Source organism: Curtobacterium sp. AB7 (genome assembly GCF_044909335.1).
Lineage (GTDB): Bacteria > Actinomycetota > Actinomycetes > Actinomycetales > Microbacteriaceae > Curtobacterium.
Map to the genome: position 1 here is coordinate 1,153,482 of NZ_JBIYED010000001.1, position 15,843 is coordinate 1,169,324.

Annotated in this window: 17 protein-coding genes, 1 tRNA gene and 1 pseudogene; 8 read left to right on the forward strand and 11 right to left on the reverse strand. The window is 71.2% G+C overall.

What is annotated here, in order from left to right:
• Nucleotides 1-30: 30 nt before the first annotated feature.
• From ABH929_RS05705 to ABH929_RS05725, 5 genes are all read right to left on the reverse strand, one after another.
• The gene (locus ABH929_RS05705; RefSeq protein ID WP_263091615.1) at nt 31-693 is read right to left on the reverse strand and encodes a class I SAM-dependent methyltransferase; all 663 of its coding nucleotides are present in this window, start codon (nt 691-693) and stop codon (nt 31-33) included.
• Nucleotides 690-1,322: a DUF2064 domain-containing protein gene (locus ABH929_RS05710; protein ID WP_263091614.1), complete on the reverse strand. Its 633-nt coding sequence runs from the start codon at nt 1,320-1,322 to the stop codon at nt 690-692. Before ABH929_RS05710 ends, ABH929_RS05705 begins: the two co-directional genes overlap by 4 nt.
• Nucleotides 1,319-2,104, reverse strand: coding sequence for a glycosyltransferase family 2 protein (locus tag ABH929_RS05715; RefSeq protein WP_404560438.1), 786 nt, complete (start codon nt 2,102-2,104; stop codon nt 1,319-1,321). The genes ABH929_RS05710 and ABH929_RS05715 overlap by 4 nt, the downstream gene beginning before the upstream one ends.
• A gap of 345 nt (nt 2,105-2,449) precedes the next feature.
• Nucleotides 2,450-3,520 carry an NAD-dependent epimerase/dehydratase family protein gene (locus tag ABH929_RS05720; protein ID WP_404560439.1) on the reverse strand — a complete coding sequence of 357 codons (1,071 nt, stop codon included), beginning with the start codon at nt 3,518-3,520 and terminating at the stop codon, nt 2,450-2,452.
• Complete coding sequence (locus tag ABH929_RS05725; RefSeq protein ID WP_404560440.1) at nt 3,517-4,461, reverse strand: MTAP family purine nucleoside phosphorylase; 945 nt, start codon at nt 4,459-4,461, stop codon at nt 3,517-3,519. The genes ABH929_RS05720 and ABH929_RS05725 overlap by 4 nt, the downstream gene beginning before the upstream one ends.
• Nucleotides 4,462-4,566: 105 nt before the next feature.
• On the opposite strand from ABH929_RS05725, the gene glp reads away from it, so the two are divergent.
• The 6 genes from glp (at nt 4,567) to ABH929_RS05755 (ending at nt 9,918) form a co-directional block, all read left to right on the forward strand.
• A complete protein-coding gene (gene glp / locus ABH929_RS05730) occupies nt 4,567-5,793 on the forward strand; it encodes a gephyrin-like molybdotransferase Glp (RefSeq protein ID WP_404560441.1) in 1,227 nt (408 codons plus the stop codon).
• Nucleotides 5,790-6,332: a cyclic pyranopterin monophosphate synthase MoaC gene (gene moaC / locus ABH929_RS05735; RefSeq protein WP_404560442.1), complete on the forward strand. Its 543-nt coding sequence runs from the start codon at nt 5,790-5,792 to the stop codon at nt 6,330-6,332. The genes glp and moaC overlap by 4 nt, the downstream gene beginning before the upstream one ends.
• Nucleotides 6,329-6,841, forward strand: a complete 513-nt coding sequence (locus tag ABH929_RS05740; RefSeq protein WP_123293708.1) for a molybdopterin-binding protein — start codon at nt 6,329-6,331, stop codon at nt 6,839-6,841. The genes moaC and ABH929_RS05740 overlap by 4 nt, the downstream gene beginning before the upstream one ends.
• Nucleotides 6,838-7,293 (forward strand): molybdenum cofactor biosynthesis protein MoaE, encoded by a 456-nt coding sequence (locus ABH929_RS05745; RefSeq protein WP_404560443.1) that lies wholly within the window; start codon nt 6,838-6,840, stop codon nt 7,291-7,293. Before ABH929_RS05740 ends, ABH929_RS05745 begins: the two co-directional genes overlap by 4 nt.
• A gap of 83 nt (nt 7,294-7,376) precedes the next feature.
• On the forward strand, nt 7,377-7,775 hold the full coding sequence (locus ABH929_RS05750; protein ID WP_131846979.1) for a PLDc N-terminal domain-containing protein: 399 nt from the start codon (nt 7,377-7,379) through the stop codon (nt 7,773-7,775).
• 271 nt (nt 7,776-8,046) lie between these two features.
• Nucleotides 8,047-9,918 (forward strand): ABC-F family ATP-binding cassette domain-containing protein, encoded by a 1,872-nt coding sequence (locus ABH929_RS05755; RefSeq protein ID WP_404560444.1) that lies wholly within the window; start codon nt 8,047-8,049, stop codon nt 9,916-9,918.
• A gap of 6 nt (nt 9,919-9,924) precedes the next feature.
• Here ABH929_RS05755 and ABH929_RS05760 read toward each other — a convergent pair whose 3' ends face one another.
• Nucleotides 9,925-10,365, reverse strand: a complete 441-nt coding sequence (locus tag ABH929_RS05760; protein ID WP_263092101.1) for a VOC family protein — start codon at nt 10,363-10,365, stop codon at nt 9,925-9,927.
• 38 nt (nt 10,366-10,403) lie between these two features.
• Nucleotides 10,404-10,898, reverse strand: a complete 495-nt coding sequence (locus ABH929_RS05765) for a MarR family winged helix-turn-helix transcriptional regulator (protein WP_131921214.1) — start codon at nt 10,896-10,898, stop codon at nt 10,404-10,406.
• Nucleotides 10,899-10,977: 79 nt separating this feature from the next.
• On the opposite strand from ABH929_RS05765, the gene ABH929_RS05770 reads away from it, so the two are divergent.
• A tRNA-Gln gene (locus ABH929_RS05770) sits at nt 10,978-11,049 on the forward strand.
• 493 nt (nt 11,050-11,542) lie between these two features.
• Here ABH929_RS05770 and ABH929_RS05775 read toward each other — a convergent pair.
• The 3 genes and pseudogenes from ABH929_RS05775 to ABH929_RS05785 all read right to left on the reverse strand — a co-directional run bounded on the left by ABH929_RS05775 (nt 11,543) and on the right by ABH929_RS05785 (nt 14,407).
• Nucleotides 11,543-12,448: pseudogene (locus ABH929_RS05775) on the reverse strand (alpha/beta hydrolase fold domain-containing protein).
• Between the two features lie 9 nt (nt 12,449-12,457).
• Complete coding sequence (locus ABH929_RS05780; RefSeq protein ID WP_263092104.1) at nt 12,458-12,895, reverse strand: VOC family protein; 438 nt, start codon at nt 12,893-12,895, stop codon at nt 12,458-12,460.
• A 51-nt stretch (nt 12,896-12,946) separates the two neighbouring features.
• Complete coding sequence (locus tag ABH929_RS05785; RefSeq protein ID WP_263092105.1) at nt 12,947-14,407, reverse strand: DHA2 family efflux MFS transporter permease subunit; 1,461 nt, start codon at nt 14,405-14,407, stop codon at nt 12,947-12,949.
• A gap of 133 nt (nt 14,408-14,540) precedes the next feature.
• Between ABH929_RS05785 and ABH929_RS05790 the strand changes: the two genes are divergently transcribed.
• Nucleotides 14,541-15,041, forward strand: a complete 501-nt coding sequence (locus ABH929_RS05790; protein WP_263092106.1) for a MarR family winged helix-turn-helix transcriptional regulator — start codon at nt 14,541-14,543, stop codon at nt 15,039-15,041.
• 324 nt (nt 15,042-15,365) lie between these two features.
• Here ABH929_RS05790 and ABH929_RS05795 read toward each other — a convergent pair whose 3' ends face one another.
• Nucleotides 15,366-15,836, reverse strand: a complete 471-nt coding sequence (locus ABH929_RS05795; protein WP_404560445.1) for a hypothetical protein — start codon at nt 15,834-15,836, stop codon at nt 15,366-15,368.
• Between the last annotated feature and the right edge of the window lie 7 nt (nt 15,837-15,843).

The following is a 15,843-nucleotide window of genomic DNA, read 5'->3' on the forward strand; positions in this document are numbered from 1 at the left end:
GATGCAAAACAACTGCACGAACGTGCGTGTTCAGGCCAGGAGCTCGCAGAAGCTCCGGCCCGCGACCGTCCAGCTCTGCCGTGCCACGAGACCGGCGTCCGCCGCGTGCCGGTGCAGCGCGTCGAGTCCGACCTCGGCCCAGGGGAACCCGGCGCTCTCGTGGCCGTCGGCGTCCATGACGCGGGCGGTGTACACGCGGTCGGCCAGCGGGTCGGGGTTCGTCTCGACGATGACCCGGCCGCCGGCGCGGACGATCTCGCCGCAGCGCTCGAGCAGTGCCGCGGGGTCGCCGCCGATGCCGATGTTGCCGTCGATGACCAGGGCGGTGTCCCAGTGCCCCTCGTCGGGGACCGCGTCGAACACCGACCCCTGGATCGCGGTGCCACCGGACCGCTGCGCGATCGCCACGGCCTCGGCGGAGACGTCCACGCCGAGTGCGGGGATGCCGCGGTTGCGGGCAGCGACGAGCATCCGCCCGGGGCCGCACCCGATGTCGATCACGGGACCGTCGGCGTCGTCGAGCAGCGAGCGGTCGACCCGGTCGGCCGCGGCGCTCCACCGGCCGACGTCCATCGTCGTGACGACGTCGGGGCGGTCCGGGTCGGTCAGACGGAGCCGTCCGTCCGAGCGCAGGGCCCGGGCGTAGGGCTCGCCGCCGCCGGCGCCGAAGGAGACGGGTGCGTGCATGGTCATCGGAGACTCCCCGCGGTCTCGGCACGGAGTGCCTGGGTGAAGCCGGAGTCCGGCGCGAGTTCGGCGACGCGTTCGGCGTCGGGCATCGTGTCGACGTCGAGCAGTTCGCCGAGGATCCCGACGTCGAGGCCGGCGTCGGTCAGGCGGGCGAGCTGGACGGCGCCGGTGTCGTCCTGCGACATCGGGACGCCGCGCAGCAGGTCGCCGGTCGGGGCCTGCAGGTACAGCGACCAGAAGCCGCCGTCCTCTGCGGGACCGAACCACGCGTCGCGCTCGGGCTGGTCGAACACCGGGGCGAGCGCGTCGGTGGACACCTGCGGGGTGTCCATCCCGACGAGCAGCAACGGGCCGTCGATCGCGTCGAACAGGAACCCGAGGCGCTCGTCCAGCCCGCCGCCCGGCTGGTGGAGGACGTCGAAGCCGTCGGCCGACTCCGGGACGACGTCACCATCGAAGAACAGCACGCGGCGCTCGGCGGCCAGGGCGCGGACGGTCGACAGGGTGTCGGCGAGGCTCGCGGACGCCACACGGGCGGCACCCTCGGGGGAGAGCGCCGGGGTCAGCCGGGTCTTCACCTTGCCGGGCAGGCACTCCTTCGCGACCACGGCCACGGTGATTTCGGCGGTCATGCGCGCGTCCCCTCGACCGAGGCGGTGACGGGGGCGGAGTCGGCCCGTGCCGCGGCACCGGCCGCGGCGGTGGAGCCGGCCACGTGGCGGACGGGCGCCGGTGCGACGACCCGGACACGGGCCTCCCGGCGGTACGCGCGCAGCAGGCGGGTCATGTCGCGGACCGCGTTGACCGTGCCACGGAGCGTCCCGGTCACCTTGCTGTCGCCGATGCGCTGCGCGTAGCCGATGTCGGACTCGTCGACGCGCCAGCCCGCCGCGTGCGCGGCCAGGACCATCTCGAGCGGGTAGCCGCTACGGCGGTCCTGCAGGTCCAGGGCGACGAGGTCCTCGCGGCGCATGACGCGCATCGGACCGAGGTCGCGCAGGCGGTAGCCGGTCGCGCGGTGCATGAGGACGGCGAGGACGCGGTTCGCGAACCGCGCGTGCGGCGCCCAGGCGCCCTTGCTCGTCGGGACACGTCGTCCGAGCGCCAGGTCGACGCGGCCGCTCGCGACGCGGTCGACCAGCGGCGGCAGTTCGGCGGGGTCCATCGAGGCGTCCGCGTCGCAGAAGGCGACGAAGTCGGCGGTGGCGGCGGCGACGCCCGCAGCGCAGGCGGAGCCGAAGCCCTTCACCGGTTCCGTGACGACGAGGGCGCCGTGCGCGCGGGCGACGTCGGCGGAACCGTCGGTCGATCCGTTGTCCACCACGATCGCGCGGTAGCCCTCCGGCAGGCGAGCGATCACCTTCGGCAGGGCATCGGCCTCGTCGAGGCACGGGAGGATGACGTCGACACTCATGTCCGTCATTCGGTGCCGGTCGTCAGATCGACGGGTCTGTCCTGTCATGCACTCGACGTAACACGACGACGCGCGCCGGGGTACAGGAAAGTTGTACCCGCTGGTCAGTCAGCGCGTGTTTTCCGGGTCGGGTCCCCAGAACGGGGGACGGGCGGACGGGAGGCCCGTGGCGCGTGTTCTGGTCGGGTCGCGTCCGCCGCGCGGTCGCGCTGGGCGCGGTGCGGGCGCGGTGGGCGCGGTGCGCGCGGTGCGCGCGGTGCGCGCGGTGCGCGCGGTGCGCGGTTCGTGAGCAGGAATGGTCGGGTCGCGTCCGGCGACCCGACCATTCCTGCTCACGAAGCGGGGCTACTGGACGGCGCTCCGGAGGGGGGCGGTGGCGAAGTCGCGCATGCCGGCTACGAAGTCGACCTCGGCGCGCCAGCCGAGCTCGGCGGCGATGCGGTCCGAGCTCGCCGTGACGTGGCGCACGTCGCCCAGGCGGTACTCGCCCGTGACGACCGGTTGCGGACCGCTGGGTCCGGCGATCGCCGCGGCCATGTCGCCGATCGTGTGCACGACGCCGGACCCCACGTTGTACGCGCGGAACGAGTCGGCGGGCTGGTCGGCGGTCGCGGCGATCGAGGCGGCGTTCGCTCCGGCGACGTCGTCGACGTGCACGAAGTCGCGGCGCTGGGCGCCGTCCTCGAAGACGCGGGGGGCCTCACCGCGGGCCAGCGCCGAGCGGAACAGTGACGCGACACCGGCGTAGGGGGTGTTCGCGGGCATGCCGGGTCCGTAGACGTTGTGGTACCGCAACGCGACCGCCCGGCCGCCCGTCGCGCGTGCCCAGCTCGAGGCCAGGTGCTCCTGCGCGACCTTCGTCTGCGCGTACACGTTGCGGGGGTCGAGCGCGGCGGACTCGTCGATCAGGCCGGGCAGCAGGGGGTGGCCGTCCGGGCCGATCGGGTCGAAGCGACCGGCGTCGAGGTCCTCGCGGCGGCGGGCCGGCGGCCGGACGGGCTCGCCGTCGGACGTCGTGTACGCACCCTCGCCGTAGACGACCATCGAGCTCGCGACGACGAGTCGCCCGATGTCGTGCCGGTCCATGCCCGCGAGGACGTGGGCGGTGCCGGCGTCGTTCGACGAGACGTAGTCGGGGGCGTCCTGGAAGTCGACGCCGAGGCCGACCTTGGCGGCCTGGTGGCAGACGACGTCGACGCCGTCGAGCGCGGCGTCGAGCGAGACCCGGTCGCGGACGTCGCCGTGCACGAACTCGATGCCCTGCTGCTGGTGGGCCCGCACGACCTCGCCGGGGTCGCCGTGGACGTCGTCGCGGAGGGAGTCGAGGACGCGGACCTCGTGTCCGTCGGCCAGCGCGCGGCGGACGATCGCGGAGCCGATGAAGCCGGCGCCGCCGGTGACGAGCAGGCGGGTCATGCGGTGGGGTCCGTGATGACGGCGGGGCCCGTGCTGGCGGCGGTGGGCTGGGTCTGCACGATGCTGGCGCTGGCGCTCGCCGGGACGAGTTCGCGCGGCGTGAAGTCGGCGGGGATCGCTCCGACGATCTCGCCGATGGCGCGGACGATCACCTCGTTGGCGCGGGCGAGACGTTCCATCACGAGGGCGTGGGTGACGGGTGCGCCGGCGTCGTCGGCCGCGTCCGCGGTGGCCGCTGCGTCCGCCGTGGCCGCGTGGGCGGCCGCTGCGGCGGCTTCGTCCTCGGTCGGGGCCAGGCCGGCGTCGGCGTCGGTGACGAACGACAGGTTGACGGTCGCGATGCCGAGCTCGGCGGCGAGCGGGACCTCGGGGGTCATCGTCATGTTGATGGTGTGCCCACCGGCCTCGCGCAGCCAGACGGACTCGGCGCGCGTCGAGAACCGGGGGCCCTGGATGACGACGCACGTGCCGGTCGGACGGAACGGCACGTCGAGGGCGGCGATCGCGTCGACCGCGGCACGGCGCAGCGTCGGGTCGAACGGGTCGGCGAACGACAGGTGCTGGACGTCGTCCTCGAAGAACGTGTCCGCGCGGCCGAAGGTGCGGTCGATGAGCTGGTCGGTCACGACGAAGGTGCCCGGGGCGTAGTCGGGGTGCAGGCCACCGACGGCGCTCGAGGACACGATCGCCCGGACGCCCAGGGAGCGGAGCGCCCAGAGGTTCGCGCGGTGGTTGATGCGGTGCGGGGCGACGGAGTGCTCGCGACCGTGCCGGGTGAGGAACGCGACGCGGCGTCCGGACATCGTGCCGATGCTGATCGGGCTCGACGTCGGGCCGAACGGCGTCGGCACGTCCAGCTCCTCGGCGGTCCCCTCCTCGAACAGCTGGTAGAGGCCGGAGCCCCCGATGACACCGATCGTCACGGCTTCGTCGTTCTCCACAGGTCCTCCGAAAGGTCGTCGGCGCTGTCTGCGCGCTGGATACGCTACTGACGCCGGCCCCGGACGAACCGGGAGCGGCGACACCATCCCTGTTCGGAGGCACCTGTGCGAACGATCGGTCAGCACCGCGACGACCTGGCCGTGCTGCTCGCGCCGGTCCTGGCGGGCCTCGGGGCTGCATCGTGGCGGATCGACGACCTGGCCGTCGACGGCCGTGCCGGTCACGGGCACCGCGTGCTCGCTGCGCCCGTCGCCGCTCCGGTCCCGTTGCCGCCCTTCGACAACAGCCAGATGGACGGCTTCGCGGTCCGGGTGGCCGATGCCGGGCAGGACGTCCGGGTGGTCGCGCCGATCCCCGCCGGCGTGGTGCCCGCGCCGCTCTCCACCGGCACCGCTGCACCGATCATGACCGGCGCGCGGATCCCGGACGGCGCAGATGCGGTCTTCCCGGTTGAGTCGACGTCGCCGGGGTCCTTCCCGGCTGCGCTCGACCTGGGGCACGTCACGGTGCCGTCCGACCTCGCGCCGGGCACCTTCGTCCGTGGGACCGGCAGCGACCTGGCCCTCGGTGCGTCCATCGCGCCGACCGGTGCGCCGATCACCCCAGCCCTGCTCGGTGCGCTCGCGTCCGCCGGAGTGTCCACCGTGCAGGTTCGTCGACCACTGCGGGTCCTCGTGGTCTCGACGGGGTCCGAGCTGCAGGGCGCGGACACGGCCGCAGCGACGATCGGAGACGCGAACGGCATCGCGCTGCAGGCGGCGCTCGCCGAGGTCGGTGCTTCGTCCCGCAGGGTCCGGGTCCCCGACGACGTGGAAGCGTTCGTCTCCGAGCTCGACGACGCCGTGGGAGATTGGGCCGACCTCGTGCTCACCACCGGGGGCATCAGTGCGGGCGCGTACGAGGTCGTGCGGCAGGCACTCGAACCCCGCGGCCTCGCCGTGACCCCGGTCGCGATGCAGCCCGGCGGGCCGCAGGCGTTCGGCAGTGTCGTGCTCGCCGGTCGACCGGTGCCCGTCGTGTCGTTCCCCGGCAACCCCGTCTCCGCGCTCGTCTCGTTCGAGGTGTTCCTCCGTCCGCTGCTCGCGCCCCTCGTCGGGGTGCCGGCCGACCGCCCCGAGCTGCACCTGCCCGCTGCTTCGGCTGCGCAGTCACCGGGTGGCAAGCACCAGGTGCGGCGTGGCCGGGTGGCCGACGGGGTGGTCCACTTCGTGGGCGGACCGAGCTCCCACCTGCTCGCGCACTACGCCGCCGCCACGCACCTCGTCCACGTCCCGGTGGGGGTCGACGCCGTCGAACCCGGTGACGTCCTGACCGTCTGGAGTCTCCGATGACCGAACCCGCCGAACCTTCCGAACCGTCCGATCAGTCGGGTCCGTCCGAGCAGGCCGATCCGTCCGACGCGGCCGAGCTGTCGCACGTGCGCGCCGACGGGTCCGCGCACATGGTCGACGTGTCCGCGAAGGACGTCACTGACCGCTCGGCGACCGCCACCGCCACGCTCGTCACCCGGCCCGACGTCGTCGCCCGCATCCTCGACGGCTCCCTGCCGAAGGGCGAGGTCATCGGCACCGCCCGCATCGCCGCGATCATGGCCGTGAAGAAGACCTCCGACCTCATCCCGCTCTGCCACCCGCTCCCCATCGCCGGGGTGCAGGTCGACATCACCGGCGCCGACGACCGCGTGCTGATCGAGGTCTCGGTCCGCACCACCTCGCGCACCGGCGTCGAGATGGAAGCGCTGACCGGCGCGAGCGTCGCCGCGCTGACCGTGTACGACATGGTGAAGGCCGTCGACCGGGCGGCCGCGATCACGGAGGTCCGTGTGCTCGAGAAGCACGGCGGTCGGTCCGGAGACTGGAGCAACCGATGACCTCGCAGCCGACCAGGGGCCGTGCCGCCGTCGTGGTGGTGTCCACGCAGGCTGCCGCCGATCCCGCACTCGACCGCACCGGGCCCGTCATCGCAGGGTGGCTGCGCGAGCGGGACTTCACCGTCGCCGAGCCCGTGATCGTCCCCGACGGCGGGGCGATCACCGAGACCGTGACCGCCGAACTGCTGGCCGGGGCCAGGATCGTCATCACGACCGGGGGCACCGGCGTCACCCCGACCGACCGGACGCCCGAGGCCGTCGCGCCGCTCATCGACCTGGAGCTGCCCGGCGTCCTCGAAGAGGTCCGTCGTCGCGGGCTCGCGGGGGCCGGGCCGACCGCCCTGCTGAGCCGCGGCATCGCCGGCATCAGCACCGGCGGATCCCTGATCGTCACGCTGCCCGGGTCGCGCGGCGGGGTGGCGGACGGACTGGCGGTGCTCGACGGGCTGGTCGATCACGTGCTCGCGCAGGTGCACGGCGAGGGCCACGCGCCGCGGAGTGCGTCATGACCGCTGCGCCGGCCCCGTCCCCGGCACCGGACGCGCGCGTCGTCCTCGCTGACGTCGTCGACCGGGGGATCACCGTCGACGAGGTCTCCGCCGTCGTCGCCACCGACCGGGACGGTGCCGTCGTCACCTTCGCCGGCGTCGTCCGCGACCACGACGGCGGCAAGGGCGTCACTGCGCTCGACTACGAGCGGCACCCCTCCGCCGACGACGTCATCGCCGAGGTCGCCCGCACCGTCGCCGACGCCCACCCCGACGTCCGGATCGCCGTGCTGCACCGCGTCGGGTCGCTCGGCATCGGGGACGTCGCGCTGGCCGCAGCCGTGGCGTCGTCGCACCGGGCGCAGGCGTTCGCAGCGTGCGGGGAGCTGGTCGACCTGGTGAAGGAGCGTGTGCCGATCTGGAAGCACCAGCGGTTCACCGACGGCACGGACGAGTGGGTCGCGGCGTTGTAGGACGCCGACCCTGTGCGACTTCGCAACTGCGACGCTCGTTCGGGGCATGGTGAGACTCCAAGCGGATCCATAGAATCGCGAACATGAGCGTTCTGCTGCCCGGGATCACCGTCATCCTGCTGGTCTTCGCCCTGATCGACATCCTGACGAAGAACGACGACCAGATCCGCGGACTCCCGAAGATCGCGTGGGTGATCCTCGTGATCCTGGTCCCCGTCGTCGGCAGCATCGTCTGGTTCGCCATCGGCCACGACTGGGCCCCGGGCGAGCGGAACCACGGCCGCTACATCGAACCCGCCCGTCACGAGGACCGGTACGCCACCCTCGGTGATGCCCGGAACGCCCACGGAGCCAAGCGCATCAGCGGCACGGAGCAGGAGCTCGCCGAACTCGAGCGCGAGATCGAGTACTGGGAGGCGCAGGCTCGCCTGAAGCGCGCGAAGGAAGCCGCCGGCGAGGGCGACGCCGCTCCCGCGAGCTGACGTACCCGACTGCCGGAGCCGAACCGGCCCCGGTGAGCTGACCCGCGCCTCCAGGCCGACGCGCCGTCGCACCGACGCGACGGGCGCACCGTGCGCGGTCGGTCGGTCGGTGCGAGGTTGTGCGCTCCGTGCGCCGCTACAACCTCGCACCGAGCGGTCAACCTCGCACCACTCGAACAAGCCCGCACCGTGCGCCCGACCCCGCCCCGGCCCCACGACCCGAATCACCGCCCCGCACCGACCACCCCGCCACGCCGCCTACCCTTGACGCGTGGCTCATCTCCTCGGCGCCGAGAACCTGCATCTCGAGTTCCCCACCAAGGTCGTCTTCGACAACGTCACCCTCGGCATCGACGAGGGGGACCGGATCGGCGTGGTCGGACGCAACGGCGACGGCAAGTCGACCCTGCTCGCGCTGCTGTCCCAGCGCCTCGAACCCGACGACGGCCGAGTCACGCACCGACGCGGGCTGACCGTCGGCTACCTGGACCAGCGCGACATCCTGCCCGAGGGCGCGACCGTCGGCAGCACCGTCGTCGGCGACCTCGAAGAGCACGAGTGGGCCGGCGACCCGAAGATCCGCGACGTCATCGGCGGTCTGGTGTCGGACATCCCGTGGGACGTCAGCGTCGACGAGCTGTCCGGTGGCCAGCGCCGCCGCGTGGCGCTCGCGCGGCTGCTCGTCGGTGACTGGGACGTCCTCTTCCTCGACGAGCCCACGAACCACCTGGACGTCGAGGGCATCCAGTGGCTCGCCGAGCACATCAACCGCCGCTGGTCGTCGAACCAGGGCGGGATGGTGGTCGTGACGCACGACCGGTGGTTCCTCGACGCGGTGTCGACCGACACGTGGGAGGTCCACGACGGCGTCGTCGACCCATTCGAGGGCGGCTACGCGGCGTACATCCTGCAGCGCGTCGAGCGCGACCGGCAGGCCGCGGCGAGCGAGCAGCGCCGCCAGAACCTGGCCCGCAAGGAGCTCGCGTGGCTGCGCCGCGGCGCTCCGGCCCGGACGAGCAAGCCGAAGTTCCGCATCGACGCGGCGAACGCCCTGATCGACGACGTCCCGCCGATCCGCGACACGGTCGCGCTCGCGAAGACGGCGACCGCCCGCCTCGGCAAGGACGTCGTCGACCTGCTCGACGTGAGCGTCTCGTTCGACGGCACCCAGATCCTGGACCGCATCGAGTGGCGCATCGCACCGGGGGAGCGGACCGGCATCCTCGGCCCGAACGGCGCCGGCAAGTCGACGCTGCTCAACCTCGTCTCCGGCACGCTCGCGCCGACGAGCGGCCGGGTGAAGACCGGCAAGACCGTGCAGGTCGCGATCCTCGACCAGCAGCTCGCCGACCTGGCGCAGTTCGCGAACGACCGCGTGCGCGAGGTCGTCGCCCGCAAGAAGACGAGCTACGTCGCCGACGGCAAGGAGATGACGCCGGCGCAGCTGCTCGAACGCCTCGGCTTCACGGCGGAGCAGCTCTCAACGCCCGTCAAGGACCTGTCCGGTGGCCAGAAGCGCCGCCTGCAGCTCATGCTCATCCTGCTCGACGAGCCGAACGTGCTGATCCTCGACGAGCCCACGAACGACCTCGACACCGACATGCTCGCCGCCATGGAGGACCTGCTCGACACCTGGCCGGGCACCCTGCTGGTCGTCTCCCACGACCGGTACCTGCTCGAGCGCGTCACCGACCAGCAGTACGCCGTGCTCGGCGGGCACCTGCGGCACCTGCCCGGCGGCGTCGACGAGTACATGCGGCTGCGTGCGGCCGGCACCGGTGGTGGGACCGCTTCTGCGGCTGCCGCCGCGTCTGCCGGGAGGCCCGACACTGCTGGCGGGACCGGCTCGGCCGGTGCCGTGGCCGGGTCCAGTGCGTCAGCTGGTTCCGGCGCGTCGGCTGCGGCCGCCTCGGGGCTGTCGGGCGCGGAGCGTCGGACGGCCGAGAAGGAGATGTCGGCGCTGGACCGCAAGATCACGAAGGTCGGCGCGGACCGGAAGAAGCTGCTCGACGACTTCGCCACCCACGACCAGTCGGACTACGCCGGGCTCGGGGAGCTGCAGGCGAAGCTCGCCGCGCACGAGGCCGAGATCGAGCAGCTCGAGGAGCGCTGGCTCGAGGTCGCGGAGCTGCTCGGGGTCTGAGGCGCGCTACTCCGCTGGCTTCGCGTCCTCGGGGGCCCCGCCACCGGGGTTCGCGACGACCTCCCACAGATGGCCGTCCGGGTCCTGGAAGAAGCCGGACCACATGCCCCACGGCCGTGTGTACGGCGGAGCGAGCATCGTCGCGCCGGCCATCCGGGCCCGGTCGAGGAACGCTTCGGCGTCGGCCTGACTGTCGACGAAGTGCCCGATCGTCGCCGCGGGGCCGTCGGCGAGTGCCACCCCGGAGTCCTTCGCCATGTCGTCCCGCCCGTAGACGCTGACGATCAGACCGTCGTCGAGGGTGAACATCGCTGTGGTGCCGCCCGCCTCGGTCTCGGTCGGCGGGTACTCGGTGCCGATGACGCCGCTGCCCTCGATCCCGAGCAGGGCGCGGTAGAACTCCGCCGAACGTGCGACGTCAGCGACGGCCAGGGTGATCGCGTGCATGGGCCGGAGGCTACCCCGGGTCTCGTCGGTCGGGCGGCTCAGTCGCCGAGGCCGAGGATGAGCCGTCGGAGCAGCCCGGCCAGCTGGTCCTGCTCGGCGTCGGACACCCCGGACAGGATGTCCCGCTCCGCCGTCAGCAGGTCCGCGATGGCAGCGTCGACCGCGATCCGGCCTTGGCTGGTCAGGGACACGAGGATGCCGCGGCCGTCCTTCGGGTCCGTCCGACGCCCCACGAGCCCGCGCGCCGTGAGCCGGTCAACACGGTTCGTCATGGTGCCGCTCGACACCAGGGTCTGCTGCAGCAGGGTCTTCGGGCTCAGCTCGTACGGCTCACCCGCACGCCGCAAGGCGGACAGCACGTCGAACTCCCACGGCTCCATGTCACCGGCGTCGAACGCTGCTCGCCGGGCGCGGTCCAGGTGCCGCGCGAGCCGGTCGACACGGGACAGCACCTCGAGCGGCCCGAAGTCGAGATCGGCGCGCTCACGACCCCACGCCGCGACGATGCGATCGACCTCGTCCTGGTGCGGCATCCCTCCATCTTGGCCGAACCCGGGGCGGACGGCCAGCCTCGTCGGTCGTGGGAGGATGGACGAGCACCCACGGGTGCGTTCCGCCTTGGTGTAATGGCAGCACGACGGCCTTTGGTGCCGTTAGGTCCGGGTTCGAATCCTGGAGGCGGAGCCCTGGCCTGTTCGGTCCTTGCCGGATCCCTGGTCATTCTTCTGCTTGTGACGGGTGCGGGAGCCGCCCGGACTTCGTCTGCGCACTGCCCCGAGCCTCTCCCTGGCCGTTGCATGAGGCCCGAGCCGTTGGCGCACGAACGGATCGGTGCACGATGAGAGCCCCCTGCTCCGTTCCCGGGCAGGAGGCTTTCGGCTCGGCTATCGAGCGAGATCGGGGTCGTTCAGTTCGGGACGAGCTACGGTTTTCGCAGCGACCTCCCGACGCATGGCAGCGATCGTGCGGTACGGAACTGAGTCGGGGAACGCGGAGATGGGTACACGGCCGTCCACTCGATCCCGCTGCGGCTCCGGACGACCGTCATCGGATCGCTCAACCTGTTCGGCGAGTCCGCCGACGAGGACGACCTCGTCGCTGCGCAGGTACTGGCCGACATCGCCGCGGTCTCGCTGGCAGGGTCAACGGGCGCCGCAGTGTCGGCACAACGGAGCCATCAGCGCGGGAGGTGGCTGGCAAAGAATGCAGTGATCTCGGCGAGGGTGCTCTCGACGCGGTCGGCGGGCTTGCTGGCGTAGAAGTCGTGGTCCGCTCCGGGGTACTCGATGTACCTGTTCTCCACTCCGCCGCTCCGCAGGGTCTCGGCGAGCTCCTTGCCCTCCGTGCTGAGCGTGTCGTGCTGCCCGGTCTGGATCAGGGTGGGCGGCATCTTCGTCGGGAGGTCCCTGTCGAAGCGCGGAGCTGCCAGCGCCTCCCGGCGGCGTTCCTCGTCCGGGAAGTAGGCCCAGCTCACCAGTCGCTGGACGAACGGGCTGATCGCCGGGCGCGGGATGTCTGATCGTCGATCGGTACGGCTCATGTCCGTGACGGGGACGACGAGCGAGACGGCCAGGGGTCGCGCCCTGCTGGTGGCGTGGAGCTGCTGGCACACGTTGATGGACAGCTTCGAGCCCGCGCTGATGCCTGACAGGAACAGTCGTCGACCGTCCCACCCCTGCCGGTCCCCGGAGTCCTGTACTCAGCGGACGACGTCGAATGCCTCTTCCTCAGCCACCGGGTACCGCACCTTCGGCGCTGTCGAGTAGTCGGGCATCACGACGACCGCGCCGAGCTTCGCGGCGAAGTACCGTGCGAGGTGCCGGTCCTGCTCCGGGTATCGATTCAGGAACCCGCCGCCGTGGAACTGCACGACGACAGGCGGGGCTGTCTCCGTAGGAGCGAGCGGCGTGCTGGGGCTGACAACCACGACGTCGAGTGCGCCGTGGCGTGTCGGCACCTGGAGTCGACGTTCCGGAGGGAGCTCGTCGGTCGTGAAGGGCGCAGCGACCTTCGGGACGTACCGAACTCGCGATCCGAGGTTGGCAAGGGCCCAGAAGACCGGGTTGAAGGGTCGGCGACGCATCGGGGTCCCTCAGTTCGTTCCGTCGAGCAACTCGGAGTGGGTGCGGTGGTTGATCTCGATTTCGAGTCCGTCACCGAGGGGGCAGTAGAAGGCGGTCCAGGTGGCACCGAGGACTTCGAAACCCGGGTTGAGCTTCCCGGGTGTGAATCCGGCCTGCTCGAGTTCGGCGTGCTTGGCGTGCACGGCCTGGGCGGTGTCCTGCATGATGCCGAAGTGGAACTGGGACGGGTAGGCGGACTCCCCTTCTGGAACGGGGTCGATCTGGGTGATGACGATGTCAGAGACGTCGTCCCCGACGAGGATCGCGTAGGTGCTGCCCGGGTTCGTGGCCCACTCGGCGTCGGGCACGGTGCCGAGTTCGAGCGTCCGGTACCCGAAGTGGTTCTCGAGGGTGTTGGCGAGCGTGGTGACGTCGCTGGAGCAGAGGTTGACGTGGTTGAGTTTCATGGAGTCACTCCGTGGTTGATGTCGTTCGTCGCGTCGGGATGGAGAGGGTGGTCAAGGCTTGGCTGTGTCGCCAGGTCGCGGGGGATTCCGGATGAGGATGCTGGTCGTCACGCTGAGGGCAATGAGGATCCCGGCCGCGGAGAGGTACGCCGCCTGGTAGCTGGCGAGCTGGGCGAGCCGCTGAGCGGTGGCGCCTGTTCCGTGGTCGGCGAGGTAGCTGGACACGGTGGAGGTGGCGATGACCGACAGCAGGGCGGTGCCGATCGCGCCACCGACCTGCTGGGTGGTGTTCACCATGGCTGACCCCACTCCGAGGTCTCCGGGATCGAGGTTCGATGTCGCGACGTTCGGGGACGCCGAGAAGACGTGGCCCATCCCGACACCGAGGACGATCAGGGCCGGGACGACGGTGAACCAGTAGTTGCTGTCGAAGGACATCGTGCTGAGGATGAGCAGCGCTGCTGCCGCGAGGAGCGGCCCGGCAACGAGGAGCACCTTTGGGCCGAGTCGTGCGAGCGAGCGGGGTGCGATGACGATGGACGTGACGGCGATCGAGATCGGCAGGGGGAGGAACGCCACTCCGGTCAGCAGCGGCGTGTACCCACGGAGCGCCTGGAGGTAGTAGGTCAGGAAGAGGAACACGCTGAACAGCGCGAGCGACACGATCCCGGTCGTGAGGAACGCACCCCCACGGCTGCGATCGAGCACCACACGCAGCGGCAGCAGCGGCTGCCGAGTCCGGGACTCGACGATGACGAAGGCGACCAGGACGAAGACGCCGCCAGCCATGCACCCGAGCGTGACGGGACTCGTCCACCCGGTACTCTCCGCGGACGACAGCCCGTAGACGAGGCAGGCAAGGCCGACGGAGACCAGGACCGCTCCCCACACGTCGATCGTCGGTCGTGGTTCGCGCCTGGTCGAGGCGGGGATCGTCAGCAGAGCTCCGATGACGGCAGCGGCGGCGAAGAACAGGTTGATGAACAGTGTCCAGCGCCAGGACGTGTACTCCGTGAGCAGGCCGCCCAGCACCAGACCGATCGCCGCGCCACCACCAGCAACCGCGCCGAAGACACCGAACGCCTTCGCGCGCTCCTTCGGCGCTGTGAACAAGGCAGCGAGCAGCGACAGCGCGGCCGGAGCCAGGAGCGCTCCGAACGCGCCTTGCGCAGCGCGGCCGGCGACGAGCGTGCTGAAGTTCGGCGCCGCACCGCCGATCACCGACGAGGCGGCGAAACCGACCAGGCCGACGATGAACAACCGTCGTCGCCCGAGGATGTCGGTGAGGCGGCCGCCGAGCAAGAGCAGCGCACCGAAAGCGAGCGCATACGCGGTCACGACCCACTGACGCTGATCGGATGCGAAGCCGAGGTCGCGTTGCGCGGTCGGGAGCGCGACGTTCACGATCGTGCCGTCGAGCACGATCATCAGCTGCGAGACCGCGATGACGAACAGTGCCCAGCCCGGACGCGTCGTCGTCCCGCTCGACGTCGGTGTGCGTGTGTCGGTCATGTGGTCCTCACCGAGAGAGCGCTTCACCGAGCAGTGGCTTCGGCTGCTGAGACCATACTACCTTTTTTGCAAAGTGACTATGAGGCAAAGTGACTCGGGGTGCGCTCTAGACTGGAGCTCGGAGGTTGAGTCAATGAGCACCACAGGCGACAGCGCAGACCTTCGGTCCCGTATCCTCGAGGATCTCCTCGCGTTCAGTGCCGAGCAGAGCGACTCCGGCCGCGCGTTCGCGCGTCACATGCACATGCGTCCGACCGACGCGTTGGCGATCGTCGAGATTCTCAGCGCCGAGAACCAGGGCCAGCCGCTCACCCCCGCGCGCCTCGGAGAACGCATCAGCATGACCAGCGGCGCGACGACGCTCCTCCTGAACCGCCTCGAGGACGCCGGACACATCACGCGGACGCGCGGCCACGCGGACCGCCGAATCGTGACCCTGCACTCGGCGAAGCACATGCACGTCGAAGCCGAGGGGTTCTTCGGGCCCGAGCGCCAGCGGATCCTCGCACGCATGGTCTCCTTCGAGGAAGCCGAGCTGCAGGTCATCCGACGATTCACGAGCGGTCTGAGCGCCGACCCGAACGTTGCAGGAACGGTCGGAGAACCAGCACCCGAGGCGGGCACGCGCTCCTAGAAGCCCTCGAAGAAGGCACGCGTGGAGCGGGAACTGATGCGGCGTGACCAGCTGGATCCAGGATTGGCCAAGGGACGCCTGCCGATCAAAGCCCGAGGTCCTGCACCGCGACCGCAACATCCTGCATTCAGGACGAGTACCCCGGTATCGAGGTCTCTGACCCCGCCATGGTCTCCGTCGCCTCCTCCGTGACGGCAGATGCTCGGATCAGTCGAGGAACACGTTCGAGGCGGCGACCCTGGCACGTGGACACCCGACCACGGCGTAGCGCAGCTCTCTCGACACATCACACGGGAGCTGTACGCCGACACCGGCGGTCCGGCCCTACTCTTCGAGTTCGCGGAGGAGGTCCTTGACACCGAGGTTGCCGAGGGGCCGCGCTTCGAACTCGAGGGTGACGCCGGTCGTAGTGTCGGTGAGCTCGATCGCGAGCGTCGTCCCTCGGTGGTGGCGTTCGACCGCCAAGCTGCTGCGCGGGATCGTGGCGACGAGTTCGAGGTCCTTCCAGTGGCCGACGATGCCTGTGGCGTCGCGACCGAGGATGTGGAGCTTGTCCTCGGCGATCGCGAGGACCGTGGTCGGATCGGTGCCGTGAGCGGTGCTGCTGAGCCGGTCGGCGATGAGCGCACCGGCGACACCCCAGGACGCGCCGTTGTTGCCGCCGAGGCCGGCGCCGGCGGTCGCGCCGAGGACGCGGGCGAACGTCGATCCCTTCGGGGAGACGAGCGCGACGTCGAGGATGTGGTCGCCGGTGGCCTTCTCGGCGCCTTCGCGGGCGTGTGTCTCGCGGGACATGGTGGGT